A 23,524-nucleotide genomic window follows, 5' to 3' on the forward strand; every position below is an offset into this window, starting at 1 on the left:
GCGCAGCAGGACGGCCGCGTGGGTGCCGTCCTCGGGCAGGACGGCGATGCCGACGGCGGCGGTCAGGCCGTTGCCCCGGGCCGGGCGGGGCGCTCTGGTGCCGGAGGACCAGTCGAGCAGCAGGTGCCGGCGGACCGACCAGATCAGCCGCTCGGCGACGTGCACGGCGCCCTCGGCCCCGGTGTCCGGCAGCACCACCAGGAACTCCTCGCCGCCGTAGCGGCCCAGGGTGTCGGCGCGGCGGATCTCCATCGCGAGCCGCTGGGCGAGGTCGCGCAGCACCGCGTTGCCGCGGGCGCGGCCGTGCTCGGCGGTGACGGCGTCGAAGCCGGCGATCTCCAGCAGCAGGACGGCCAGCGGGCGCGGGCCGTCGGCCTGGTCGGTGTGCTCGGCGCGGCGGGACCGTTCGATCTCCCGGTCCAGGGTGAGCTGCAGGTGGCGGTAGTTCCAGACACCGGTGAGCGGGTCGCAGGAGGCGGTGCGCTCCAGTTCGGCGCAGCACTCCTCCAGCTCGGCGATCCGCCCGGTCAGCCGTTCCCGGTCCTCGGCGGCCTCGGCGCGTTCCCGGCGGCCGCGCAGGCCGAGCGCGGTGGCCCCGGCCAGTGCGGGGGCGCTCAGCGCGGCCAGGGCCTGGACCAGCAACGGGGTGGACAATCGGGGGCCCTTTCGCGTGTCAGGCTCTGCGCGTCACGGTTTTCGGACGCGGAGGATCCGGTGCACAACGAGAAGAGCGACCTGAGGACACGGCTGTTGACGCGACGGCGCGCACTCACCGCCGAGGGGCGCGCGGAGGCGGCGGACGCGCTGGCCGGGCACGCCTGGGAGCTGGCGGCCGCCGGCAGCACGGTGGCCGCGTACGTCTCGGTGGGCGCGGAGCCCGGGACCAGGCCGCTGCTGGACGCGCTGCGGGAGAGCGGTGTGCGGGTGCTGCTGCCGGTGCTGCTGCCCGACAACGACCTGGACTGGGCCGAGTACACCGGGCCCGGGGAGCTGGCCCCGGCCGGGCGCGGGCTGCTGGAGCCGGTCGGGCCGCGGCTCGGGCCGGAGGCCGTCACGGGGGCCTCGGTGGTGCTGCTGCCGGGCCTGGCGGTGGACCGGGGCGGGCTGCGGCTGGGCCGGGGCGGCGGCAGCTACGACCGGGTGCTGGCCCGGCTGGAGCGGTCGGGGGCGCGGCCGGTGCTGGCGGTGCTGCTGTACGAGCACGAGCTGCTGGAGCGGGTGCCGGCCGAGCCGCACGACCTGCCGGTGGACCTGGCGGTCACGCCCTCGGGGGTGCGGGCGCTCGGCTGAGGGCCCGGGTGGGCGCCCTGGTGGACCGACGGCGGCGGCCCCGCTCCCCTCATCGGGGAGCGGGGCCGCCGCCGTCCGCGCGTCGTACCGGCGTCAGCCGGTGGTGAGCACCAGCTTGTGCTGGGTGGCCTTCTCGACCGCGTCCGGGGTGAACGCCCAGGTCAGCAGCTTGCCCTTGAGCCAGAGGTCGGTCTGGTCGTTGTAGTTCTGGTGGAAGGCGTGGCCGGAGGCGCCGCCGACGTTGACCCAGCGCGAGGAGTCCAGGTCGTTCAGGTCGACCACCATCCGCATCGACGGGATCCAGTCCACCTGGTAGCCGGCCGCCGCGTTCCAGCCCGCCGCGTCGACCGCCGCCGAGCCGCCGGAGAGGCGGTAGGGGCCGCGGTTGAGCAGCTTGTGGACGACGCCGGAGGCGATCGAGGAGTTGTCGGTGCCGAGGGTCTGCTCGCGCAGGTCCAGCTTGTGCAGGCGGCCCCAGCTCCAGGTGGAGATGTCCTTGCCGAGCAGCGAGGTCAGGTCCTGGCGGGCGTTCTTCATGGCCTCCTTGAGGAGGTTGTCCAGGCCCTTCTGCTCCTTGTGCTGGGAGTCGATGTACGTCCACCACGAGCTGTCGGGCTTGTCCAGCTGGGCGCGCACCACCTCGGTCCAGCGGTCGCCGCCGTCCGGCTGGGCCTTGCCCGGGTCGCGGGTGCCGCACTGGGTGACGATCCTGCTGGAGCTGTCCGGCTTGGTCGGGTCGTCCTGCTGGCGGACCAGCAGGCAGTTGTCCTTGGCGCGGATGTCGGCCGGGAACTTCTGCCCGAAGGCGAGGCTGAGCAGGTTGCGCCAGACGCCGTTGTAGTAGGCGGCGGCGGCCGAGTCGGCGTCCTGGTGGAAGTTCCAGTCCTTCAGCAGGTCCTGGGCCTCGCGCACGTACGGGTCGTCGATCTGCTGCTTGAGCAGCAGCGGGACGAGCGTCTTGGCCATGATGCTGGTGTTGTCCAGCTGGAGGGTCTGCATGTCGTCCGGCGAGATCTTGCCGTTGTTCTTGAGCAGGCCCTCGATCTGGTCGGTGATCTCCTTGGCCCGGGTGCCGTACTCCCAGTCCTTGGTGAGGTTGTACTTGTAGCTCGGGTCCACCACGGCCTGGTTGGCGGTGACGATGTAGCCGGCGGCCGGGTCGAGGCTCCACGGCAGGGCGGTGAAGGGGACCGGGTCCGGCTTCCACTGGTAGGAGGAGTCCCAGCCCGGGGCGGGCATGGAGCCGTCGCCCTTGCCGCGCACCGGGATGACGCCCGGGGCCTGGTAGCCGATGTGCTTGGCGTCGGCGTAGATCAGGTTCTGCGCGGGGACGGCGAAGTCCTTGGCGGCGGCGCGGAACTCGTCCCAGTTGCGGGCCTTGTCCAGCTCGAAGACGGCGTCCATGGTCTTGCCCGGGCTGAGCGCCGTCCACTGCAGGGCGACACCGTAGCCGCCGGTGCCGCGGTCGGGGGCGGAGCTGCCGTTGGGGGCGTACTTGCCGACGTTCTGCTGCTCGGTGCTCACGTCGGAGATGAGCGGGGCGCCGGTCTGGGTGGTGCGGACGGTGATGGTGCGGTCCTCGCCGCCGGCGACCTTGATGGTCTCCTTGCGGAGGTCGAACTTCACGTCCTTGCCGTCGACCTGGTAGGTGTCCGGGCCGGTGACCTTCTCCAGGTAGAGGTCGCTGACGTCCGCGCCCAAGTTGGTGAAGCCCCAGGCCACGTCCTTGTTGTGGCCGATTATCACGCCGGGCATGCCGGCGAAGGTGAAGCCGGAGACGTCGTACTGGCAGGCCGAGGAGACGGTCCGGCAGTGCAGGCCCATCTGGTACCAGACCGAGGGCAGGCCGGGGCCGAGGTGCGGGTCGTTGGCCAGCAGCGGCTTGCCGGTGGTGGTGTGCGAGCCGGCGACCACCCAGGAGTTGGAGCCGATGCCCTGGCCGGGGCGGCCGAGCAGCTGCGGCATCGCGTCGATCCGGTCGGTGAGGCCCTGCATCAGGGCCTTGGTGGTGGCCGCGCCCTGGGTGGTGGAGCCGCCGGGGGCCGTACCGGGCTGGGCGGAGCCGTCGGCCGGGCGGTAGGTGTCGCCGCTGACGGTGCCGGTCTTCACGATCGTGCCGTTGCGGGAGTACGGGTAGTCCGGGTACAGCTCGGCGATCTTGTCCGGGCCGAAGTCCTGGGCCAGCAGCGAGCGGTCGATCTCCTCCTGGAGGTTCCCGGAGAGGTTCCAGGCCATCGCCTTGAGCCAGGCCACCGAGTCGACCGGGGTCCACTGCTCGGGCTTGTAGCCGCTGTTGACGGCGCCGAGCAGGGCGTACTCCAGCGAGGCCTTCTCCCCGCCGGGGTGCTCGCCGAGCCAGGCGTTCACGCCGTCCGCGTAGGCCTGGAGGTTCTTCTTGGCCTCCGGGGAGAGCTTGGTGTCGTACTCCTTCTGCGCCACCTGCCGCCAGCCCATGGTGCGGATGAAGGAGTCGGTGTCGACCTGGCTGTCGCCGAACATCTCGGACAGCCGGCCCGCGGTGATGTGCCGGCGGACGTCCATCTCCCAGAAGCGGTCCTGGGCCTGGACGTAGCCCTGGGCGCGGAACATGTCCTCGGGGGTGTCCGCGTACAGCTGCGGGATGCCGTTGGCGTCCCGCTTGACGTCGACCGGCGCGCTCAGGCCCGCCATCTTGACCGTGCCGTCGACCTCCGGGAAGGAGGCGCGGACCGCGGTGACCCCGCGGTAGCCGCCGTAGCCGACGCCGGCCACCAGCAGCACGACCAGCATGATCACGATCAGACGGGCGCGCCGGAACTTCTTCGAGCGGGGCATCTGGGTCCTTGCGGTCCTGACTTCGGGGCGGGCGGGCGTGTCCGGGGCCTGGGGCCGGGACAGGGCACCACATTAGGCCGAGTCGGCGGAGCGCTGTGAACGGGGGACCGAGCTGGAGCCAAGCCGGGACCAAGCTAAAGGTATGGCAAAATGTTAGACTGAGTAACGATCCGCAACAGGAGCATTGACGCCTTCTTAGCGGTCCGGTGCCCGACAGCACCCTCCCTGCACCAACGGAACACCTTCAGCACCACCTGACACCCCGCCCGCCCATGCCTGCCCGAGGTGCCACTGCGTGAACGTCGCCCACCTGAACCAGCTCCTGCTCGAAGCCTCCGTGATCCTGCTCTTCGCGGTGGTCGCCGTCCGGTTCTCGACCCGATCAGGACTGCCCAGTCTGCTGATCTACCTCGGGATCGGCGTGGCACTGGGCCAGAACGGGATCGGCGTCACCTTCAACAACGCCGAACTGACCCAGGTGCTCGGCTACGCGGCACTCGTGGTGATCCTGGCCGAGGGCGGCCTCAAGACCAGCTGGCGCGAGGTGAAGCCGGCGATGCCGGCGGCCACCGTACTGGCCACCGTCGGCGTCGGGATCAGCGTCTTCGTCACCGCGGCCGGCGCGCACTGGCTGGTCGGCCTGGAGTGGCGGACCTCGCTGCTGCTCGGCGCGATCGTCTCCTCCACCGACGCGGCGGCCGTCTTCTCGGTCCTGCGGATGGTCCCGCTGCCGCACCGGCTCACCGGCCTGCTGGAGGCCGAGTCCGGCTTCAACGACGCCCCCGTGGTCATCCTGGTCGTCGCCTTCGCCTCGGTCGGCGAACTGGACTCCTGGTACGTGCTGCTCGGCACGATCGCCGCCGAACTGGCGATCGGCGTGGCGGTCGGCCTGGCCGTCGGCAAGCTCGGCGCGTTCGCGGTCAAGCACGTCGCGCTGCCCTCCTCCGGCCTCTACCCGATCGCCGTGGTGGCGCTCACCGTGCTCGCCTACGCCGGCGGCTCGCTGCTGCACGGCTCCGGCTTCCTCGCCGTCTACATCAGCGCGGTGATCCTCGGGAACTCCAAGCTCCCGCACGGACCGGCGGTGCGCGGCTTCGCCGACGGACTGGCCTGGATCGGGCAGATCGGCATGTTCGTGCTGCTCGGCCTGCTGGCCGCGCCCGAGAGCATGGGCGACGCGGTGGTCCCCGCGCTGGTGATAGGCGCGGTGCTGGTCTTCCTGGCCCGGCCGCTGTCCGTGGTGCTCACCCTGACCCCGTTCAAGATGCCCGTCCGGGAGCAGGCGCTGCTCAGCTGGGCCGGGCTGCGCGGGGCGGTGCCCATCGTGCTGGCCACCATCCCGGTGGTCTCCGGCGCGCACCGGGCCGAGGACGTGTTCAACATCGTCTTCATCCTGGTGGTCGTCTTCACCCTGCTCCAGGGCCCGACCCTGCCCTGGATGGCCAAGCGGCTGCGGATCGGCGAGGGCGCGATGGGGCAGGACCTCGACATCGAGTCCGCCCCGCTGGAGAAGCTGCACGGGCACCTGCTGTCGGTCGCGCTCTCGCCGACCTCGCGGATGTCCGGCGTGGAGATCAGCGAGCTGCGGCTGCCCAAGGGGGCGGCGGTCACCCTGGTCGTGCGGGAGGGCAACTCCTTCGTGCCGGACAAGGCGACGATGCTGCGCGGCGGGGACGAGCTGCTGGTGGTCACCACCGACGAGGTGGGCGAGGCGGCCGAGCGGCGGCTGCGGGCCGTGGACAAGGGCGGCAAGCTGGCGGGGTGGCTGAACGGGCGGTGAGCGCCTGAGCGCGGGCGGCCTGCGTGGCTCGGGTGGCCAGCGCGACCTGAGCGGCCTGGGTGGCTCGGGTGACCTGCGTGGCTCGGGTGACCTGCGTGGCTCGGGTGACCTGCGCGACCTGGGTGGCCTGGCGGTATCTACGCGCGTAACTGTATGCTGGTTCGACCACGCCGTATAACTACCGTTAGACCACCCCCAGCATCTGCCTGACGCAGAGTTGGCGCGACCGCTCGGCGGCCGCGGTCCGGCACCGGCCCACCAGGCCCGGCCGACCCGGTATCTACCCCGGTCGACGCGCGAGAGGACGACTCTCGGCGCCGTCGGGGCCACCCCATGCCCTGCCGCGCTACCAGGCAGCAGGAAGGACCGACCGTGACGGCCCGCCGAACGGTCGAGATCACCGCGGACTCCGCTCCGGAGACCGCGACCAGCACTGTGGACACCGCCGCCGAGCCGCCCGCCAGGGTCGGGTACGGCGAGTTGCTGCGCACACCCGGCGCCTGGACGTTCCTGTCCCCCGCCCTCGTCGCGCGGCTGCCCTACGCGATGCTCAGCATGGGCCTCCTGCTGCTCGTCACCCAGACCACCGGCTCGTACGGCACCGCCGGTACGGCCGTCGCCGTCGCCGCCGTCGCCCAGGCCCTGATCGGGCCGCAGACCGGGCGGCTGGCCGACCGGTACGGCCAGGCCGCGGTGCTGGTCCCGACGGTGCTGGTGCACGCGGCCTCGGTCGGCGTGCTGATCGCGCTGGCGCTCGGCCACGCACCGGACTGGAGCGTGTACCTGGCCGCCGTCCCCGCCGGGGCGAGCGTGCCGCAGGTCGGCGCGATGGTCCGGGCCCGCTGGGTCTCCACCTTCACCGGGGAGGGCGCCTCGCCCGCCGCCGGCGCCAAGGTGAGCACCGCCTTCGCCTTCGAGTCCGTGACGGACGAGTTCACCTTCGTGGTCGGCCCGATCCTGGCCGCCAACATCGCCGCCCTCGCCAGCCCGGCGGTCGCGCTGGTCGTCGAGGCCTCGCTGACCCTGGTCGGCGGTCTCGCCTTCGCGGCCCAGCGGCGCAGCGCCCCCGCCCGGATCCTCCCGGAACCCGGCGTGCGACGCGCCTCGGCGCTGGCCTCGCCCGGCGTCCGGCTGCTGGTCGGAGCCTTCCTCGGGGTCGGCGCGGTGTTCGGCGGCATGCAGGTGTCGGTCAACGCCTTCGCCGACTCGGTGGGGCAGCACGACTCCGGCGGCACGGTGTACGGGATCTTCGCGGGCGGCTCGATGCTGGCCGGCGTGCTGTACGGCGTGATCGCCTGGCGGCGGCCGGTGCAGCAGCGGATGGCCATGAGCTACACGATGCTGGTGCTGGGCTGCTCGGTGCTGTGGGCGATGCCCAACCTGGTCGCCCTGACGGTCGCCGGGCTGGTCTGCGGTCTGGCCATCGCCCCGACCCTGATCAGCGGCTACACCCTGGTCGAGACGCTGGTCGCGGACGGCGCCAAGACGGAGGCCTTCACCTGGCTGACCGGCGCGATCGGGCTGGGCCTGGCGTTCGGCTCGATGGCGGCGGGCAAGCTGCTCGACGGCCACGGGCCCTCGGTCGGGTTCCTGGTGCCGGCCGTCGGTGCCGGGCTGGGGCTGATCGCGCTGCTGTCGATGCGGCACCTGCTGGTGGCCCCGGGCGGGGCGAGCCGGGTGGTGGCTTCGTCGGCCGAGCGCGGCAACGCGGCACAGCTCGTCGGCGCGGCCAAGGGCTGAACGCGCGGTGGGCGGTGACGCGGTACCGGCTCATCTCACACCGGATTCGCTGGACTGATCCAACGGAATACCGCATCATTGACCATCGTTAGCACTCATCAGGCGAGAGTGCCAGGAGGAAGACAAGTGCCCACGTACCAGTACCAGTGCACCGAGTGCGGCAACGGCCTGGAGGCGGTGCAGAAGTTCACCGACGAGGCGCTGACCACGTGCCCCGACTGCCAGGGACGGCTCCGCAAGGTCTTCTCGGCCGTGGGTGTCGTGTTCAAGGGCTCGGGTTTCTACCGCACCGACAGCCGCTCGTCCTCCAGCAGCACGGTGGGCGCGGGTTCGTCCACCGGCTCCTCGACGTCGACCACGGCCTCGTCGTCGACCTCGGGTTCGGGTTCGTCCGGTTCGTCGAGCTCTTCCGGCTCGTCCAGCTCGTCCAGCTCGTCGAGCAGCCCGGCTCCGGCCGCCGGCTGACCTCGGTTTCACGGGAAGGCCCGTCGGCCCCGCTTCGCGCGGGGGCCGGCGGGCCTTTTCGCGTGCCTTGTCGCCCGCTTCTCGCGCGGCCTTCCGTCGCCTTCGTCAACTTTCGAGGGCCGAATTAGCTCGTGTGAGTGTACGAAGTTATCCACAGGGGCGGGTTTGTCCACAGGCTGTGGGAATCCGTTTCCCGGTCGCGGCGGGAACGCGCAGGGTGTGGGTCATCGAGCAAGAACCGACCGAATCCGGAGGTGTCCCGATGACGACCACGAGCCCGCCCCTCTCCCTCCCCCTGCCCGCCCCCACCGTGCCGCCCCGGCGGGAGGTGCCGAGCTTCCCGCCGATCCGGCGCGGGTGCGGCAGGTGGCACCGCTGGCGCCGAGCCGTCCGACGGCGGGGCGGGGTGCCCGCGCTGGTACTGCTCGCGGTAGCCGCGGCGCTCGCCTCCGGGCCTCTGCGGGCCGGGCTGCCGCCGCCCGCCGCGGGCGCGGTGGGCCGTACGGGTTGTCAATCCGGGCTGCCGGAAGATCACCCGTAACCCAGGAACGACTTCGTCGTTCGAGGCGGCATGAAAGGCTTCAAGGAATTCCTGCTGCGTGGAAATGTCGTCGAACTCGCCGTCGCCGTGGTCATCGGCGCGGCCTTCACCAACATCGTCAACGCCTTCGTCAAGGGCGTGATCAACCCGCTCGTCGGCGTGTTCGGGACGAAGGACCTGGCGTCCTACAGTTCCTGCCTCAAGGGGCCCTGCGAGGTGAGCGGCACCGGTGAGGTCACGTCCGGAATCCTCATCCTGTGGGGGTCGGTGCTCAGTGCCGCCCTGCAGTTCCTGATCACCGCCGCCGTCGTCTACTTCGTCCTGATCGTGCCGATGAACCGGATGGCGGCCAGGCGCAAGAGCATCGCCGAGGTGGCAGCCGAGGCCGAGGCCAAGGAGGTCCAACTGCTGACCGAGATCCGCGACGCGCTGGTCGCGACGCGTTAGGGCACGCCCTCAGTCCCCGTGGTGCGGCGGGCGCTGGCTCAGGTACCAGTCCAGCCCCCGCCCACCGCTCTGCCCCGCCCCCGGGCGGTCGCCCCAGCCGGCGTCGGTGTCGTCCCGGGACTGCTGGTCCAGCGGGTCACGGAAGAGCAGCCGGGCCTTGGCCTCGGCCTCGCGCTTCTCCTGCTCCTGCCCGTCTTCCTGTCCCTGCCGTTGTTCGTTCACCCTGTCCACTCCCCTGCCGATCCCCTGCTCACGGTCTGACCTGTCCCTCCAGCCTAAGAGGCCCATGACGCGCCTCGGGCCCCGGTGCGGAGCGCTCCGCATCAGGGCCCGGGTGGCAGGCCACCGGCCGTCGATCGTCAGGCGGCTTCGAAGCCCGCGTGGTCGGCGATCTTCTTCAGCTCGGCCAGGGCGTGCTTCTCGATCTGCCGGATCCGCTCGCGGGTGAGGCCGTGCTGCTTGCCCACCTCGGTGAGGGTGCGCTCGCGGCCGTCCTCCATCCCGTAGCGGGAGCGGATGATCGACGCGGTGCGGTCGTCCAGCCGCCCGATCAGGCCGTCCAGCTCCTCGCGGCGGAGCATGACCATCACGGCGTCCTCGGGGGACGTCGCCCCGGTGTCCTCCACCAGGTCGCCGAACTGGGTCTCGCCCTCGTCGTCGACGGACATGTTGAGGCTGACCGGGTCGCGGGCCCAGTCCAGCACGTCCTTGATCCGGGCCTCGGTGGTGTCCAGCTCGGCCGCGATCTCGGCCGGCTCGGCCTCACGGCCCAGCTCCTTGGACTTCTCCCGCTGCACCCGTCGGATCCTGCCCAGCTCCTCGACCAGGTGCACGGGCAGCCGGATGGTGCGGGACTGGTCGGCGATCGAGCGGGTGATCGCCTGGCGGATCCACCAGGTCGCGTAGGTGGAGAACTTGAAGCCCTTGGCGTAGTCGAACTTCTCGACGGCGCGCACCAGGCCCGCGTTGCCCTCCTGGATGAGGTCCAGCAGGGGGAGGCCGCTGCGCGGGTAGCGCCGGGCGACCGCCACCACCAGGCGGAGGTTCGAGCGGATGAAGACGTCCTTGGCGCGCTCGGCGTCGGCGGCTATCGCCTCCAGCTCCTCGCGCGTGACACCGTCGGGGAGTTCGTCCCCCTCCAGCAGGTGCTGGGCGTACACACCGGCCTCGATCCGCAGCGAGAGCTCGACCTCCTCGGCGGCATCGAGCAGGGGCGTCCTGGCGATCTCGTCGAGGTACATACCGACCAGGTCGCGGTCGGCCTCGAAGTTGGTCGGGCGGGCCGCGCGAGTCCGGTCGGCCCTGTCACGAACGACGGCACGGGTGGCCATGCTTGCTCCCTTTGACTGGTGTTGCCGAGGTCTGCCTGCCTGCCCCCAGGAGGGCAAGAAGTGCGGGCCCCTGGGGGCTCACACGTAACGATCCAACGAACAGATTCCGGACAACATTCCCAAGTCGTTCAGATTCTTCCCGGCGATGCAGTATCCTGCCGGTTTTCACCCCGGCTCTGGACACTCGGTGACCGATCGGGCACCTCCGGTGCTCGCGAGCGACCGCTTCGCAAGCGCTTCTTCACCGTCCGCACACCCGACCGCCGCCCCTTGGTTGAACAGGCGGACGATCGCCGGCGTTCCCGGGCGCCCCCGAACGTCCGCCCGCGCCCACCCCCCGGCGCACGCAGGTCCTCCGCACAAAAGATGCCGAATCGCTATCACTCCAGCTCCCGATCGGCACAGCGCGCTGGGAAGGTGTCAGGCATGCACCTGACCAACAGCACGACTCCCGTCACCGTGCGTCATCGCCGCCTCCTTCGGGACGCGTCGCTCGCGCTGGGCTGCGCCGCGCTGTTCGGCCTCCTGGCGATGCTGGTGACGGGCCACTGGCACCCCCTGCACGAGTTCGACCAGGACTGGACCGGCGGACTCCACGACTACGCGCGGGACCACCGGATCTGGACCGCCGCGGTGCAGACCCTCTCCGACATCGGCGGCCCCGTCACGATGCGTGCGCTGCTCGGCATCGCCGCCGGCTGGCTCTGGCTGATCGGCGCCCGGGTGCTGGCCGGCTGGGTGGCCGCCCAGGCGCTGGTCGGCTGGGGTGCCCAGTGGGCGCTCAAGCTGGCCGTCGACCGGCAGCGGCCCGCCTTCTCCGACCCGGTCTCGCACGCCGGCGGCCCGGCCTTCCCCTCCGGGCACGCCATGGCCTCGGCGATCACCTGCGCCGTCCTGGTCGGCCTGGTCTGGTACCGGGTCGACCGCCGCGGCCGGACCATCGCCTGCTCGGTGGCGGCCGTCACCGTGCTGACCATCGGCTGGACCAGGACGGCCCTCGGGGTGCACTGGCCCAGCGACGTGGTGGCCGGCTGGCTGGCCGCCGGCGCCGTACTGGGCCTCGTGACCGCCGCGATAGAACTGTGGCGGCCGGGCGCGCTGGCCCGGGACGTCCGGCGGGTCAACTGGCGCACCAGGCCCAGGGTCCAGCGGGTCATCGTGCCGTCCGTCCGGGCGCCGCGGGCCGACGAGCCGCTGGAGGAAGCCGAGTCGGACGGCCACGGCGTCGACGGACCCGGCTGGGGCCGTAGTTGACGCACCCGAACGCCGCAGGCCCCCCGCCGGAGTCGACGGAGGGCCTGCGAGCGGGCGGTGGCGGTCAGCCCTTGGTCGGGAGGGTGCGCACCGTGCGCCAGGCGTAGCCGAGCAGGGCGGCGGTCAGCAGCAGGAAGACCGCACTGGCGACCAGTTGGGCCTCCCAGAAGTAGCCGTTCGACTGGTACTCCACCGCCACCCCGCCGTCCGCGAGCCGGGTCAGCGAGGTCTGGTGCCCGTCCAGAACCGCGATCTGGTAGTCGGTCACCCCACGCCCGAAGGTCGCGGTGGTGGTGGGCGCGACCAGGGTCGCCAGCTTCGGCATCGCCAGGGTGAGCGCGATCTGCGCGATCAGGCTGATGCCGATCGCCGGGACGGCCCGGCGGGTGGCGGCCGCGGCCGCGAGGCCGGTGGCGATCGCGCACAGCGCGCTCAGCACCAGGTAGGGGCCGTGGGTGCTGAGGTAGTTCTCGCTCATGTGGTCGTGCGCGACGAAGACCGGCCGGTGCATCCCGCTGATCATCACGGCGCCGGTCAGGGCCAGTCCGGAGGCCATCGCGGCCAGGATCGGCAGCGCCGCCCGGCTGACGAACCAGCGCGAGCGGCTGGTGCCCTGGGTCCAGGCCCAGACGCTGGTGCCGGTCTCGAACTCGCGGGCCAGCATGGGCGCGGCCCACACCACGGCGAGCAGGATGGCGAGGTAGGGCGCCAGGCCCTCGGTCATGCCGCTGCCCGGCCGGCTCGACACCTCGTAGAGGCTGGACGGGAGGTAGAGGGCCAGCGCGACGACGGTGACCGCCAGGGGCAGCCGGTCGAGCCGGACGGTGTGCCGAAACATGGGAACGCTGCCTTTCGGGGGCCAGGGGATCAGGAGGTCAGCCGGCCGGCCGGGACGGCGGGGCCCCGGCCCTGGAGCCGCGCAGGGTGCCCAGCACGATCTCGGTGAGCGTGGCCGCCTCCGGCACCGTCCCGCCGTTCGCCCGCACCCGCTCGGCGAGGCCGTCGACCGGCCCGTCCAGCACGATCCGTCCGTCGGCGAGCACCAGCAGCCGGTCGCAGACCGGTTCGAGGTCGCCGATCACGTGGGAGGAGAGCAGGAACGAGCGCCCGGTGGTGGCGGCGATCTCCCGCAGCCGGGCCGAGACGTCCTCCCGGGCCAGCGGGTCCAGGTCGGCCATCGGCTCGTCGAGCACCACCAGCGGCGACCGCTTGGCCAGCGCCACCGCGAGCGCCACCTGGGTGTGCTGCCCGCCGGAGAGGTCCTGGCAACGCCGGGCCAACGGGATCCCGAAGGCGTCCAGCCACTCCCGGGCCAGCTTGGCGTCGAAGCCCTCGTTCAGCGCCGCCGCGTACCCGAGGATCTCCCGCACCCGCAGCGCCCGGTACAGCGGGCGCTCCTGCGACAGGTACGACACCGCGGGCGGCTCGCCGAAGACCACTTCCCGGCCCGCGATCTCGATCCCGCCGGCACTGCTGCGGTCCAGCCCCGCGATCAGCCGCAGCAGCGTGGACTTCCCGGCCCCGTTCAACCCGACCAGGGCCGTGACGGACCCCTCGGGCAAGGCGAACCCGCAGTCCTGGAGGACCCACGTGTCCCCGTAACTCTTTCCTACGTCCCTAGCTTGAAGGACCATCATGCGAGCGCCCACCCCATGAGCTTTCTTCCCCCTGTCGCGCGTGCACCGCGATTCCCAGTCATCTTCAATTATGGGCATGTGCACGACATTCGGACTATATACCAACGCTCCCGACCCCACCAATGTCCACCGGGTCTTCGTCCGAGGCTAACTGACGTTCCATCATGCCAGTGACGATCTCGAACACCCGGACACGGAGTGCGAGTTCGGGAGAGGCCGTGGTGACCACCAACTCGTCCGGCCGATAGGCCCCGACCAGTTCCGATACCTTCCCACTGACCGAATCGGGCACACCGGCCAATACCGTGAAGCTCTCGACGGGCGTCAACGTCGACTGGTATTTCACCAGTTCACGCCAGGACGGCAGAGTCCCCACGGGCAGCGCGGAGCCGCGGCCGGGGTCCGCGATCCAGTCCACCAGGGAACGCAGCACCCGCGCATCCTGCGGGTCGTCGGCGACCGCGACCCGGACGCAGACCCCGACCTTGGGCTCCTGGCCGAACGGGCCCGGTCGAAAGTTCTCCCGATAACTCTCGACGACCTCGGGCCGGAGCGTTCCATGCACGAACTGGGCGAAGCAGAAGGGCAGTCCGTACCGAGCAGCAGCCAGCGCCCCGCCCGTCCCGGAACCGGTCAGCCAGAAGTCCGGCCGGCCCGCCGCCGGGAGCGAGGATTCCGACCGGTCCGCCGTGAGGATGCGCAGCAGTTCCGCGAGCTTCTCCTCGTAGGGTGCCTCACCCTCCCGCACCAGTTGCCGGCTCACCGCCGCCACCGCACCGGGGCCGCGCCCGACACCGAGGTCGATCCGGCCCGGAAAGAGCCGTTCCAGCAGGTTGAAGGTGGTCGCCACCTTCAACGGCGCGTAGTACGGCAGCAGCACCGAGGCGGTGCCGACCCGGATCCGGTCGGTCGCGGAGGCGGCGGCCGCGACCAGCACCTCGGGCGATCCACAGCCGCCCGAGATGCCGTGGTGCTCCGCCACCCAGAACCGGTGGTACCCCAACCGCTCCGCCGCGACCGCCAGTTCGACGCACTCCCGGGCGGCTCCACCCGGGCCGCTCCCGTCGTAGATCAGCACCTGGTCGAACGCAGTGAGCTTCATCGCCGCCTCACGAGTGGTCCTGGGTTACGGATGTGCGGTCGGTCGCTTGGGCGCGGTACATCCGGGCGTAAAGCCCGTCGAGCTCCAGCAGTTCGCGGTGGCTGCCGTCCTCAACCAGCCGGCCCCTGTCGAACACCAGCACCCGGTCGGCCCGGACCACCGAGGAGAACCGATGGGCGATCAGTACCGAGACCCGGCCGTCCAGCGCCGTCGTCAGGGTGTCGAGCAGCTCGGCCTCGGTGATGGTGTCGAGCGCGGCCGTCGGCTCGTCCATCACCCGCACGCCGGCCCGGCGGACCAGGCCGCGAGCGATCGCCAGCCGCTGCCACTGCCCACCGGAGAACTCGACCCCGCCCCGGAAGGACCGGCCGGCCTGGGTCTCGTACCCCTCCGGCAGGCCGACGATGTGCTCGTGGATGCCGACCTCCTCGGCGACCGCCCGCACCCGCTCGGGGGCCCGGTCAGGTTCGTGAACGGCGCCGAGCGAGATGTTCTCCCCCACCGTCAGGTGGTACTCGACGTAGTCCTGGAACACGTAGGAGACGCCGTCGCGCAGGCCGTCCAGCCCGAACTCCCGCAGCGGCACGCCGTCGACCAGGATCTCGCCCTCGGTGGGCTCGTACAGTCGGCCCACCAGCTTGCCCACCGTCGACTTGCCCGCGCCGTTGAGCCCGACGACCGCAGTCACCTCGCCGGGGCGCAGCGTGAACGACACCCCGGTGAGCGCGGGCCGGCTGGCGCCCGGGTACCGGAACGAGACGTCCCGGAACTCGATGCCCGTCGACAACCGTGCCGGGAAGGGCCGGCCCCCGGACGTCGCCGCCTGCGAGCCGATGGCCAGGAACTCGACCACGTTGCGCAGGTACAGCTGGTTCACGTACATCCCGGCCACGCCGCCGAAGAACTGCTGCATGCTGCTCTGCAGCATGCCGATCGCCGGGATCACCGCGAACAGCTGGGCCAGGTGCCCGGCGTCGCTGCCCGCCAGGATCGCGGTCGCCTGGGCCCCGAGTGTCAGGGCGGCGGTGGCCACCATCATCGGGATCGCCAGCCACAGGTTGCGGTCGGCCAGCCGCAGGTCGGCCCCGACGATGCGGGCGAGCAGTCGGCTGTGGTTGGACAGCACCACCGGACCGAGCCGGAACGCCAGCACCTCCTTCATCGAACTGGGTTGGGAGGCCAGGTGCTGCCAGTAAGCGAGCCGACGCCGCTCCTCGGACCGCCCGTGTTCCAGCGCGTGGAGGCGCCGGCCCTGGACGACCTGGGAGATGATCGCCGGAAAAGGGGCGAACATCGCGAGCACGGCGACCCGGGCGTCCAGCGTCCACAGGATCGCCCCGACCGAGCCGAAGGTCACCACCTGGGTGGCCACCTGGATCACCTGGTTGAGCATCAGGCCGGGCCGGAAGTTGACCTCCCGGACGGCCCGTTGCAGCGAGTCCTGGATCTGCGGGTCCTCCACCTGCGACAGCGAGAAGCCGGCCGCCCGCTGGATGATCCGGTCCGCCAGCCGGGCGGAGAGCCGACTCTGGCAGCGCTGCATGGCGCGGTTCTGGAACACGGCCATCAGCTGGCCGACCAGCCCGACCGAGCCGAGCAGCACCAGGAAGCCGATCGCCCCGGACACCTGCCGGCCGCCGACGCTGGCCGCCCGCACCAGCGCGGTCGCGAAGGCGGCGGTGACCTTGACCTGGATGCCCGGCAGTGCTCCCGCCGCGGCGGCGAACAGCGTCACCTGCAAGGTCGCCCAGCGGTCCGACTGCCAGGCCAGCCGCAGGACGGTCAGCGCGGGCCGCAGGTCGGTGCCCAGCCGCTGGACGCGGCGGCGGATGCGGTTCATCCGTCCGCCCGACCCGCCGCGCCCCGCCGCTGGCCCACCACCCGGTCGAGCAGCCGCCGCCACATCCCGTACGCGGCCTCCTCCTGGTCCCGGGGCAGGCCCATCCGGTTGCTGTGCATGTGCAGCAGGGCCCGGACCACGCCCGGCCGGTCCGACCACAGCTCGCCGGCCTCGGCCCGCTTCGCCACATCCTCGACGTACCGGTTCCCGTCCTCCCGCCAGAGCGACTCGACCAGGTCGAGCACCTCGCTGTGCGGGCCCGGCTCGGTGTGGCCGCGCCACAGCTCCCGGGCCGCTGCCCGGTACTCCGGGCCGCCGGCCGTCGGCCCGCACATCGCGCGCGCCAGCGCGTGCCGCTCGGCGAAGTCCGGCAGCAGGATCCGGCCGATCCGCTCCAGGCTGAGGCTCGTCAGCGCGATCCGGTCGAGGGCCGGACCCGCGCCCTCCGGCAGCGGCTCGGCGAGGTGCGCCAGCAGGGCCAGGGCGGCGGCGCTGTCCCGCTGGAACAGCACCTCAGCCTGGTCGATCAGGTACGGGCCGCCGTAGCGCTCGACCTCCCGGCGGTAGGTCGGGAAGGCCAGGTCGGTGATCCGGCCTTCCGCCATCAGCCCGTGCGCCCACTCGGCGACTCGGGCGAACACCGCCGCCGTCCGGTCCCGGTCGGGGACGTGGACGCGCAGCCGCAGGTGGGGCGCCGGGTCGGCATAGCGCAGGAAGAACGGGTGGCCGGTGCCGAAGCGCTCGGCCAGCTCTACGGTCAGGCCGGCCACGTCCTGGGTCAGCAGCCCATCCAGCGCGTCGCTCTCGGTGTACAGCTTGGCGTACACCCACTCGCCGCCCGGTGGCCGCAGTCGCTGCTCCTCCTCGGTTCGGTAAGGGCCCCGGGGCAGCGGCGGCCGGGCGGCCGGGACCTCGGCCGTCAACACTGGGACGACCACCTCGGCGACGAACTCCTCGCCCCGGCCGTCCTTGAGGAAGCCGTCTCGCGGCGCGGGCATCGCCTCCTCGATCTGTAGTGAGAAGCCCTCGGGGTGCTTCGCGGCGGCCAGCCTCAGTTCCTCCAGCGAGGGAGGGCTGTCCAAGTCCACCAGGATGGTGTTGTCGCTCTGGGTGAGGTAGCCGAAGCGCGGCACCGACCAGCGGGCGCGCCAGTCGGCGACGGCAGCCGCGAACCCGGCGAGCCCACCGGTGCAGCCGAGCGGCAGGTCACGGTCGGTCAGCAGCCAGCGGGCACGCTTGACCACCAGGTCGCGCCAGACGATCCGGGGCAGGAACGGCATGCCCGACGCCAGCTCGCCCCAGTCGAAGGGGGACGCGCCTCGGAACTGGGTCGCCGACACCTCCAGCAGGAAGCGGCACACGTTCGGCCCGGACAGCGGGTTCAGCATGGTGTTCTGGGTGACGTGCAGTTCTCGGCCCAGGGCCTGACTGTGAAGGTGGAGTCGGCCGTCCCGCACCCCGACCAGGATGTCCTCCAGTGCGAGCACCCGGTCGGCCGGCAGCCCCGGGGCCACGTTGAGCGGGAGTTCCAGCTCGCGGATCACCGGGCGCAGGGAGACGTTGCCGGCCCGGGCCTTGGCGGGCAGGTAGGTGAGTTCGACCACGGCCAGGCCGGACAGCCGCTCCTCCTCGGCGATGGCGATCCCGCGCAGGCGCTCCCGCAGGTCCTCCTCCAGCAGGTCGTGAAACCGCGCGAAGGTCCGGCCGCCGTAGGCCACCCCAGTCTCGGTGACCACCCCGCGCCAGCGTGGGTGGGACGGCGAGGGCGGCAGCACCTGGAGGTGGACGTCCAGGGCCGGGGTCAGCTCCCGCCGGTCGTCGGGCCGCCCGCCGGCCAGCCTCAGGTCCTCCAGCAGCCGCTCGTCGAGGACGAGTTCGCGCGAACCGGCCGCCAGCGCGGTCGCCACCATGCGGCCCAGGACGGCCTCGCGCTCCTCGCGCCCGCGATCCGGGGTGACCGGCTGGAGGTCGAAGCCGCGTGGCGGGTTGCGGTATCCGGTCGGTGCGCCGAGGCCGGTCTCGGGCGAGAGCAGTTCGAGCAGCGGCACCTCGGCCTGGGCGCCGTACCGCTCGGTGAAAGCGGTGGCGTAGTCGCGCAGTCGCTGGGGGTATTTGAAGACGGTGCCGATCGTGCTGAACAGTTCGGCGGCGTCCTCGGCCAGTCGCTGGACCTCGGCCGGCAGGGTCGGGCGCCGCAGCAGGTCGAGGGTGGAGTCCACCTGCAGGTAGTGGCCTCGGTAGTCGGCGTCGACCTCGGCGCCGAGCGGTTCGACCGCGCCGAACAGCCGGGGCAGTTCGGCGGTCCGGCCGTGCCGGTTGAACGCGGCCACCTCCTGCTCAGCCCGGCGCAGCGCGGCCAGCGCATCCGTTCCGAGGCCGGAGCCCAGCTGCGCGGCGACACCGCCCCGGTCGGCGTCCCCCAGCAAGGAGGGGCGGCGCGAGGTGATCAGGAAGTCCAGGTCGACCAGTTGTTGGAGCAGGGCGAGTACCTGTGCCTGCGGCACGTCGGGGTACCGGTCCGTCAGCAGCCCCGCCAGCTCGCCGAAGGTCAGCGGCTCGCAGGCCGCCTCCAGCACCAGTCGAACGGCCGGGGACCAACGCACCGAGGCAGTCCGACGGGTTCCCTCCCCGTAGCCGTCAGCGACGGAGAGCCAGGCACGGCCGCGGCCGCGGTGGGTCAGGTCGTTGGTGCGCAGTTCAAGGTCCGGACGCAGCCCGGAGGTGTCGGCCGCCGACTTGAACAGGTGGAGCTGCCACCCCATGTCCAGCCGGGCCCGGGAGGAGGTGATCGCCGGGGTACCGAGGACGGGGGCCGGGCCGTCGGCGAAGACCCCGCCCGCGACACCGGCCACGGTGCTCAGGGGGGTGGGGCGCACGCTCATCCGGTTCAGGTAGCGGCCCAGGCTCATCGCCGCCCGGTGGCGGTCCCGGGGCGTCAGGGTGTCCAGCCGGTCGACGGCCTGCGCGAGGTCTGGGGCCGCGATCCGGATCGCGGAACTCACCTGGGGATCGGCCCAGAGCCTCAACAGTCCGCGCAGGTAGCCGTCCTCCCAGCCGACCGGGATGCCCTCCGCCGGGGTGCCCACACAGGCGGCGAGCAGGTCGGTCAGGCCCCGGGCGGGCAGCGCGGGCGCGCGGAGCAGGAAGAAGTCGGCCGCGGCGTAGGCGCGTCGGCCGGCCCGCGGGCCGCTCCTGCTCGGCTCCGGCCGGCGGACGTTCGGAGGGGTCGTCACGCTGTGGTCCTTTCGCTGTACCGGGCCCCGGCCGGAGTGAGGAACAGGAGCTCGTCCCAGTCCGCCGCGTCCGGGCTGACGGCGGCGGAGAGCGCCAGCAGGGTGCCGGCCGCTCCGGTAAGGAAACCGGGGTCGTCCACCCGCCGGCCCGGGTCGGGCTCGTCCGCCACCAGGAACGGCCGATCCGGATCGGCCAGGTCGGCCACCGCCGCCAGGCTCCGGTCGGCCATCGCGCCGAACTCCTCGACGCCGGTCTGGCGGTGAGCACGCCGGTAGACCGCGGCCATCCCGGCGTGCCCGTGGCACAGGGTCGGCGAGAAGACGTTGCGGTGCTTCGGGTCGGTGTCGAGGACCCTGCACAGCGCGCCGGTCGCGGTCTCCCGCAGGCCCGGGTCGTCCAGGACGGCGGCGGCGCCGAGCAGGCCGATCCCGATGCCGGGAGCGCCGTAGCACCAGGCCGCGCGGGCGGGCTCCTGGGCCGGGTCATGGACGGGGCGCAGGCTGGACTCCTCCGCCGGAAGGCATACTGCCCAGCTCGCCCTCGCGTCCCGGTCCTGATCCTGGACCCGGTTGTCGACCAGCCACTCCGCCAGAGCGGCGACCTTCCCGATCACCCGGGTGCTTCCGAACCCAGCCGCGGCAGCGGCGCAGAGGGCGCCGAGGATGCCCGGCAGGCCGTGCGCGAATCCGAGGTTGTACATCCCGTGCGGGGCGCGTTCGGCGTACCAGGGAAAGGCGGACGGATAGTGGTCGGGCGTCATCAACCAGCCGTAGCGATGCTGTTCGTCGAGGTCGGTGAGCATGTCGAGGTACTCGATCAGTTCGGCGACGGCGCGGTGCAGCGAGTCGCCCTCGCGGGCACCGAGCAGCGCCGCGATGCGTGCGGCGGCGGCCAGTTGGCCGGCTGCGCCTTCGATGACGTCGTACGCGGTGAACGGGAGGCCGGGGCCGGGACGGGGCCGACGGACGGCGGTGATCTGCTCCCCAAGGCTGTCGGCGACCCGGCGCAGGGACGGCAGGTAGCGCTCGTCGTGGCGGGCGAACTCCAGGAGGACGGAGGCGAATCCGGCGGTACCGGTGTGCAGGCCAGGTCCGGAGTACGGCTGTTGCGCGGTGGCCTCGGCGCTGCGGCGCAGCACCGCGCGGGCGCCGTCCAGCAGGCCGGAGTCGTCCAGAGCACGGCCGGCCGAGAGTAGGGCCAACGCCATGCCGGGGTAGCCGTTGGCCAGGCCGAGACGGTCGTGGTGCAGGTGCGGTCGGTCCGGACGGTCGCGGTCCGGCGTCGTCCGCAGGGCGAAATCCGCCAGGCGGTCGGCGATGTCCCGGGTGAGCCCGGTCATAGCTGTTCCATCATTGGGCTCGACCACAGTGGGGCTCCCGGGTTCGCAGTGGATCCGGCCGACGCCGGTTCGGCTCGTGGATGTGCGGGGCTCCCGGCCCCATGGTGCCGGGAGCCCCGCATCTGATCAGGTGCCGTCGACCAGAGCGGCCACGGCTACCGGACCTGCGGGTGTCAGCACACGTTGGTGCCGGCGCAGCCGCAGCTGCCGCAGGTGTCGGTGTACTGGCAGTCGCAGGAGTTGTGGCACGAGTAGCAGGTGCTGCCCATGCTCAGGAAACCGTCCGGAGACGCGGCGACGGCCGGGGCGGTCGCCACGCGGACGTCGAGGTCAAAGTCGTTGTTCGCCATTTTCTCTCCTCCGTGCTGTGAAGTCGGGCATTTCCCCATCGGCACAAGTGGCCAGTCCGCGGCGAAAGCCACAAGGCGGCGGGTGGAAGCATTTCTAGCACGAGGTCTACGGCGATCGAAGTATTAACTGGGTATTTCAGTGGCTTTCGGCCACGCACTCCTCCGCCGCTACCACGAGGGAACAGATCTGCACTGGCCAGAGCCATGGAGCGACAATTCGGGCACGCCGCAGTGGCCGATTCAGGTCTAGCGCGCCGCTTCTTTGTCCGTTTTGGCGACACTCGGGACATCTCGCGACAACTGGGCCCTGCGCCGGGAATTGCCGAATCCTCCACTAAAGCGACCCGGCAGATATTCCCGGTAAATCACCGGAGGTTCGATCGCAAGCAGCACACAAAAAGAATAAGGCATTCCGGAATCACGGTACGGCGGGCTGGTCACGGAAACGGGGGGCCGACCTGGCCGTTCCTTCGGACCCGGCACCCCCGGGACCGCCCACCTCCGGCGGATCTGCCGGTACCCGTCCTTGACCGGCGTGACGAGCAGGGTGGCCCGTGGAGTGAAGGAGGACGGGAAATGCCGCAGGCCCTCCGCCCGGGTGGGTGGAGGGCCTGTGAGCTGCGGTTCTGTTGTGCCCCAGACAGGAATCGAACCTGCGACACCGGCTTTAGGAGAGCCGTGCTCTATCCCCTGAGCTACTGAGGCGTGGCCGGTCGATGACCAGGCCGCTCACAGCCTACCGGATCGGGGGTCGGCCGGGGGTGGCGGTCCGGGGCGGCTGACGGGAGGACAGCGGAAGGGGGAGCCGGGCGGGCCGGCTCCCCCTTCGCGGTTCCCGAGGGACGGGGTCAGAGGAGGCGCAGCAGCCGGGACTGGATGGACGGCGGGTTGAGGTCGTTCTGGAGGGCGACCCGGACCTCGGTCTTGGCGTCGCCCGCGCCGACCCGCAGGGTACCGACCTCCTTGCCCGCCTTCTCGTTGTGCTGCAGCGCGGACGGGTCCAGGCTGATCGTGCCGGTGACGCCGGGGAAGCCGGGCACCACGAGGTCGCTGGTCGCGACGACCGGGACCTTGCCGCCGAGGCCGTCGTCCACGCTGCCGACGACGTCGCCCTTCTTCACCACGGTCTGGCCGGTCAGCCCGTTCTGCGCGGCCTGGATCTGCTTGCCGCTGACCTTGAGCACGGTGGGCAGGATGCCGTCACCGGGGGCGGACGAGGTGGCCTGCTGGCCCAGGGTGACGCCGAGGATCAGCCGCTTGGTGCCGCCGATGTCCTTGTAGGCGGCCCACATCAGGCAGCCGCCGGCCGGGGTGCTGGAGCCGGTCTTGACGCCGATGACGCCGGTCTTCGGGTTGATCAGATTGTTGGTGTTGAGGATCTTCACGTTGTTGAAGGTGGTCTCCGGGGTGGAGACGATCTGCCGGAAGATGTCGTCCTGCATGACCTGCTCGGCCAGCTTCAGCTGGTCCTTCGCGGTGGACTTGGTGTCCGCGCTGAAGCCCGCCGGGTCGGCGTAGCTGGTGTTGGTCATGCCGAGCTTGGCCGCGGTGTCGTTCATCAGCTTGACGAACGCCTCCTCGGAGCCGGAGTGGTAGCGGGCGAGCAGCCGGGCCACGTTGTTGGCGGACGGCAGCATCAGCAGTTCCAGCGCCTGGTACTCGGTGAGCACCTGGCCCTCGGTGAGGGTCACCCGGGACTCGTCGCTGTTGCCGGACTCCTGCGCGGCCTGCTTGTCGACGGTGATCTTCGGGCCGCTCTCCCCCTTCTTCAGCGGGTACTTCTGCAGCACCAGGTAGGCGTTCATCACCTTGGTGACGCTGGCGATCGGGGCCGGGGTCTCCTGGCCCGAGCTGCCGAGGGTGCCGACGCCGACCACCTCGGCGGCGGACTGGCCCTTGGCCGGCCAGGCGAGGTCGAGCTGGTCGCCGGCGAAGCTGAAGCTGCCCGCGGTCGTCATCCGCAGCTTCGGGTCCGGCAGCGGACGCAGCAGCTGGGCCACCACGACGGCGCCGAGCACCACGGCCAGGAAGACCGTCCAGATGGTGACGCGCTTGAGCACGCGCCGCAGCGGGGAGACCGGGCGGGCGTTGAGGGTGGCCAGCACCTCCATCGCCTCGGCCGTGTTCTCGGGCGAGGGCAGCGGCTCGGGCTGGGGCTGGGGCTGGGGCTGGGGCTGCTGCGGGGAGGGCAGCGGCTCGGGCCGGGGCAGCGGCGGGACGGGCGGCACCGGCTCGCGGTCCGGCCGGGGCAGCGGCGTCGGCGCGGGGGGGTAGGGGGGGGGGGGGGGGGGGGGGGGGGGGGGGGGGGGGGGGGGGGGGGGGGGGGGGGGGGGGGGGGGGGGGGGGGGGGGGGGGGGGGG

The 23,524-nt window shown here is 71.9% G+C and carries 18 protein-coding genes and 1 tRNA gene; 6 read left to right on the forward strand and 13 right to left on the reverse strand.

The window, feature by feature from the left end; translation table 11 throughout:
- On the reverse strand, positions 1–654 hold a 654-nt coding region (locus BG452_RS07475; RefSeq protein ID WP_188303395.1), incomplete at its 3' end, for a GGDEF domain-containing protein.
- A 60-nt stretch (positions 655–714) separates the two neighbouring features.
- Between BG452_RS07475 and BG452_RS07480 the strand changes: the two genes are divergently transcribed.
- Positions 715–1,290 (forward strand): 5-formyltetrahydrofolate cyclo-ligase, encoded by a 576-nt coding sequence (locus BG452_RS07480; protein WP_188303396.1) that lies wholly within the window; start codon positions 715–717, stop codon positions 1,288–1,290.
- A 93-nt stretch (positions 1,291–1,383) separates the two neighbouring features.
- Here the strand turns inward: BG452_RS07480 and BG452_RS07485 are convergent, their stop codons facing one another.
- On the reverse strand, positions 1,384–4,104 hold the full coding sequence (locus BG452_RS07485; RefSeq protein WP_188303397.1) for a penicillin acylase family protein: 2,721 nt from the start codon (positions 4,102–4,104) through the stop codon (positions 1,384–1,386).
- A gap of 295 nt (positions 4,105–4,399) precedes the next feature.
- Between BG452_RS07485 and BG452_RS07490 the strand changes: the two genes are divergently transcribed.
- From BG452_RS07490 to mscL, 4 genes are all read left to right on the forward strand, one after another.
- Positions 4,400–5,884 (forward strand): potassium/proton antiporter, encoded by a 1,485-nt coding sequence (locus tag BG452_RS07490; RefSeq protein ID WP_188303398.1) that lies wholly within the window; start codon positions 4,400–4,402, stop codon positions 5,882–5,884.
- Positions 5,885–6,256: 372 nt separating this feature from the next.
- Positions 6,257–7,624 carry an MFS transporter gene (locus tag BG452_RS07495; protein WP_317620939.1) on the forward strand — a complete coding sequence of 456 codons (1,368 nt, stop codon included), beginning with the start codon at positions 6,257–6,259 and terminating at the stop codon, positions 7,622–7,624.
- A 126-nt stretch (positions 7,625–7,750) separates the two neighbouring features.
- A complete protein-coding gene (locus BG452_RS07500; RefSeq protein ID WP_188303399.1) occupies positions 7,751–8,089 on the forward strand; it encodes an FmdB family zinc ribbon protein in 339 nt (112 codons plus the stop codon).
- 571 nt (positions 8,090–8,660) lie between these two features.
- Complete coding sequence (gene mscL / locus BG452_RS07505) at positions 8,661–9,077, forward strand: large conductance mechanosensitive channel protein MscL (protein ID WP_188303400.1); 417 nt, start codon at positions 8,661–8,663, stop codon at positions 9,075–9,077.
- Positions 9,078–9,086: 9 nt separating this feature from the next.
- Here the strand turns inward: mscL and BG452_RS07510 are convergent, their stop codons facing one another.
- Together BG452_RS07510 and BG452_RS07515 are read right to left on the reverse strand one after the other, a co-directional pair.
- Positions 9,087–9,299 carry a hypothetical protein gene (locus BG452_RS07510; RefSeq protein ID WP_188303401.1) on the reverse strand — a complete coding sequence of 71 codons (213 nt, stop codon included), beginning with the start codon at positions 9,297–9,299 and terminating at the stop codon, positions 9,087–9,089.
- Positions 9,300–9,436: 137 nt separating this feature from the next.
- A complete protein-coding gene (locus BG452_RS07515) occupies positions 9,437–10,408 on the reverse strand; it encodes a sigma-70 family RNA polymerase sigma factor (protein ID WP_188303402.1) in 972 nt (323 codons plus the stop codon).
- 426 nt (positions 10,409–10,834) lie between these two features.
- Between BG452_RS07515 and BG452_RS07520 the strand changes: the two genes are divergently transcribed.
- Entirely contained in the window at positions 10,835–11,662 is an 828-nt protein-coding gene (locus tag BG452_RS07520; RefSeq protein WP_188303403.1) for a phosphatase PAP2 family protein, read from the forward strand.
- Between the two features lie 64 nt (positions 11,663–11,726).
- Here the strand turns inward: BG452_RS07520 and BG452_RS07525 are convergent, their stop codons facing one another.
- From BG452_RS07525 to BG452_RS07565, 9 genes are all read right to left on the reverse strand, one after another.
- On the reverse strand, positions 11,727–12,500 hold the full coding sequence (locus tag BG452_RS07525) for a hypothetical protein (protein ID WP_188303404.1): 774 nt from the start codon (positions 12,498–12,500) through the stop codon (positions 11,727–11,729).
- A 37-nt stretch (positions 12,501–12,537) separates the two neighbouring features.
- Positions 12,538–13,377 carry an ABC transporter ATP-binding protein gene (locus BG452_RS07530; RefSeq protein ID WP_317620940.1) on the reverse strand — a complete coding sequence of 280 codons (840 nt, stop codon included), beginning with the start codon at positions 13,375–13,377 and terminating at the stop codon, positions 12,538–12,540.
- 16 nt (positions 13,378–13,393) lie between these two features.
- Entirely contained in the window at positions 13,394–14,401 is a 1,008-nt protein-coding gene (locus BG452_RS07535; protein WP_188303406.1) for an MsnO8 family LLM class oxidoreductase, read from the reverse strand.
- 7 nt (positions 14,402–14,408) lie between these two features.
- A complete protein-coding gene (locus tag BG452_RS07540; protein WP_188303407.1) occupies positions 14,409–16,241 on the reverse strand; it encodes an ABC transporter ATP-binding protein in 1,833 nt (610 codons plus the stop codon).
- On the reverse strand, positions 16,238–19,474 hold the full coding sequence (locus BG452_RS07545; RefSeq protein ID WP_188303408.1) for a lantibiotic dehydratase: 3,237 nt from the start codon (positions 19,472–19,474) through the stop codon (positions 16,238–16,240). The genes BG452_RS07540 and BG452_RS07545 overlap by 4 nt, the downstream gene beginning before the upstream one ends.
- Positions 19,471–20,814: a lanthionine synthetase C family protein gene (locus BG452_RS07550; RefSeq protein WP_188303409.1), complete on the reverse strand. Its 1,344-nt coding sequence runs from the start codon at positions 20,812–20,814 to the stop codon at positions 19,471–19,473. Before BG452_RS07550 ends, BG452_RS07545 begins: the two co-directional genes overlap by 4 nt.
- Before the next feature lie 173 nt (positions 20,815–20,987).
- Complete coding sequence (locus BG452_RS07555) at positions 20,988–21,164, reverse strand: FDLD family class I lanthipeptide (protein WP_188303410.1); 177 nt, start codon at positions 21,162–21,164, stop codon at positions 20,988–20,990.
- Positions 21,165–21,796: 632 nt separating this feature from the next.
- Positions 21,797–21,869, reverse strand: a tRNA-Arg gene (locus tag BG452_RS07560).
- A 143-nt stretch (positions 21,870–22,012) separates the two neighbouring features.
- Positions 22,013–23,392, reverse strand: a complete 1,380-nt coding sequence (locus tag BG452_RS07565) for a D-alanyl-D-alanine carboxypeptidase (RefSeq protein ID WP_188303411.1) — start codon at positions 23,390–23,392, stop codon at positions 22,013–22,015.
- Positions 23,393–23,524: the final 132 nt, after the last annotated feature.

The organism is Streptomyces sp. CBMA123, assembly GCF_014596465.1.
Classification (GTDB): Bacteria; Actinomycetota; Actinomycetes; order Streptomycetales; family Streptomycetaceae; genus Kitasatospora.

Coding starts and splice junctions, on each gene's coding strand:
- BG452_RS07485 (WP_188303397.1), bottom strand. CDS start 4,104: ATGCCCCGCTCGAAGAAGTTCCGGCGCGCCCGTCTGATCGTGATCATG.
- BG452_RS07535 (WP_188303406.1), bottom strand. CDS start 14,401: ATGAAGCTCACTGCGTTCGACCAGGTGCTGATCTACGACGGGAGCGGC.
- BG452_RS07515 (WP_188303402.1), bottom strand. CDS start 10,408: ATGGCCACCCGTGCCGTCGTTCGTGACAGGGCCGACCGGACTCGCGCG.
- BG452_RS07540 (WP_188303407.1), bottom strand. CDS start 16,241: ATGAACCGCATCCGCCGCCGCGTCCAGCGGCTGGGCACCGACCTGCGG.
- BG452_RS07550 (WP_188303409.1), bottom strand. CDS start 20,814: ATGACCGGGCTCACCCGGGACATCGCCGACCGCCTGGCGGATTTCGCC.
- BG452_RS07520 (WP_188303403.1), top strand. CDS start 10,835: ATGCACCTGACCAACAGCACGACTCCCGTCACCGTGCGTCATCGCCGC.
- BG452_RS07530 (WP_317620940.1), bottom strand. CDS start 13,377: ATGCCCATAATTGAAGATGACTGGGAATCGCGGTGCACGCGCGACAGG.
- BG452_RS07525 (WP_188303404.1), bottom strand. CDS start 12,500: ATGTTTCGGCACACCGTCCGGCTCGACCGGCTGCCCCTGGCGGTCACC.
- mscL (WP_188303400.1), top strand. CDS start 8,661: ATGAAAGGCTTCAAGGAATTCCTGCTGCGTGGAAATGTCGTCGAACTC.
- BG452_RS07555 (WP_188303410.1), bottom strand. CDS start 21,164: ATGGCGAACAACGACTTTGACCTCGACGTCCGCGTGGCGACCGCCCCG.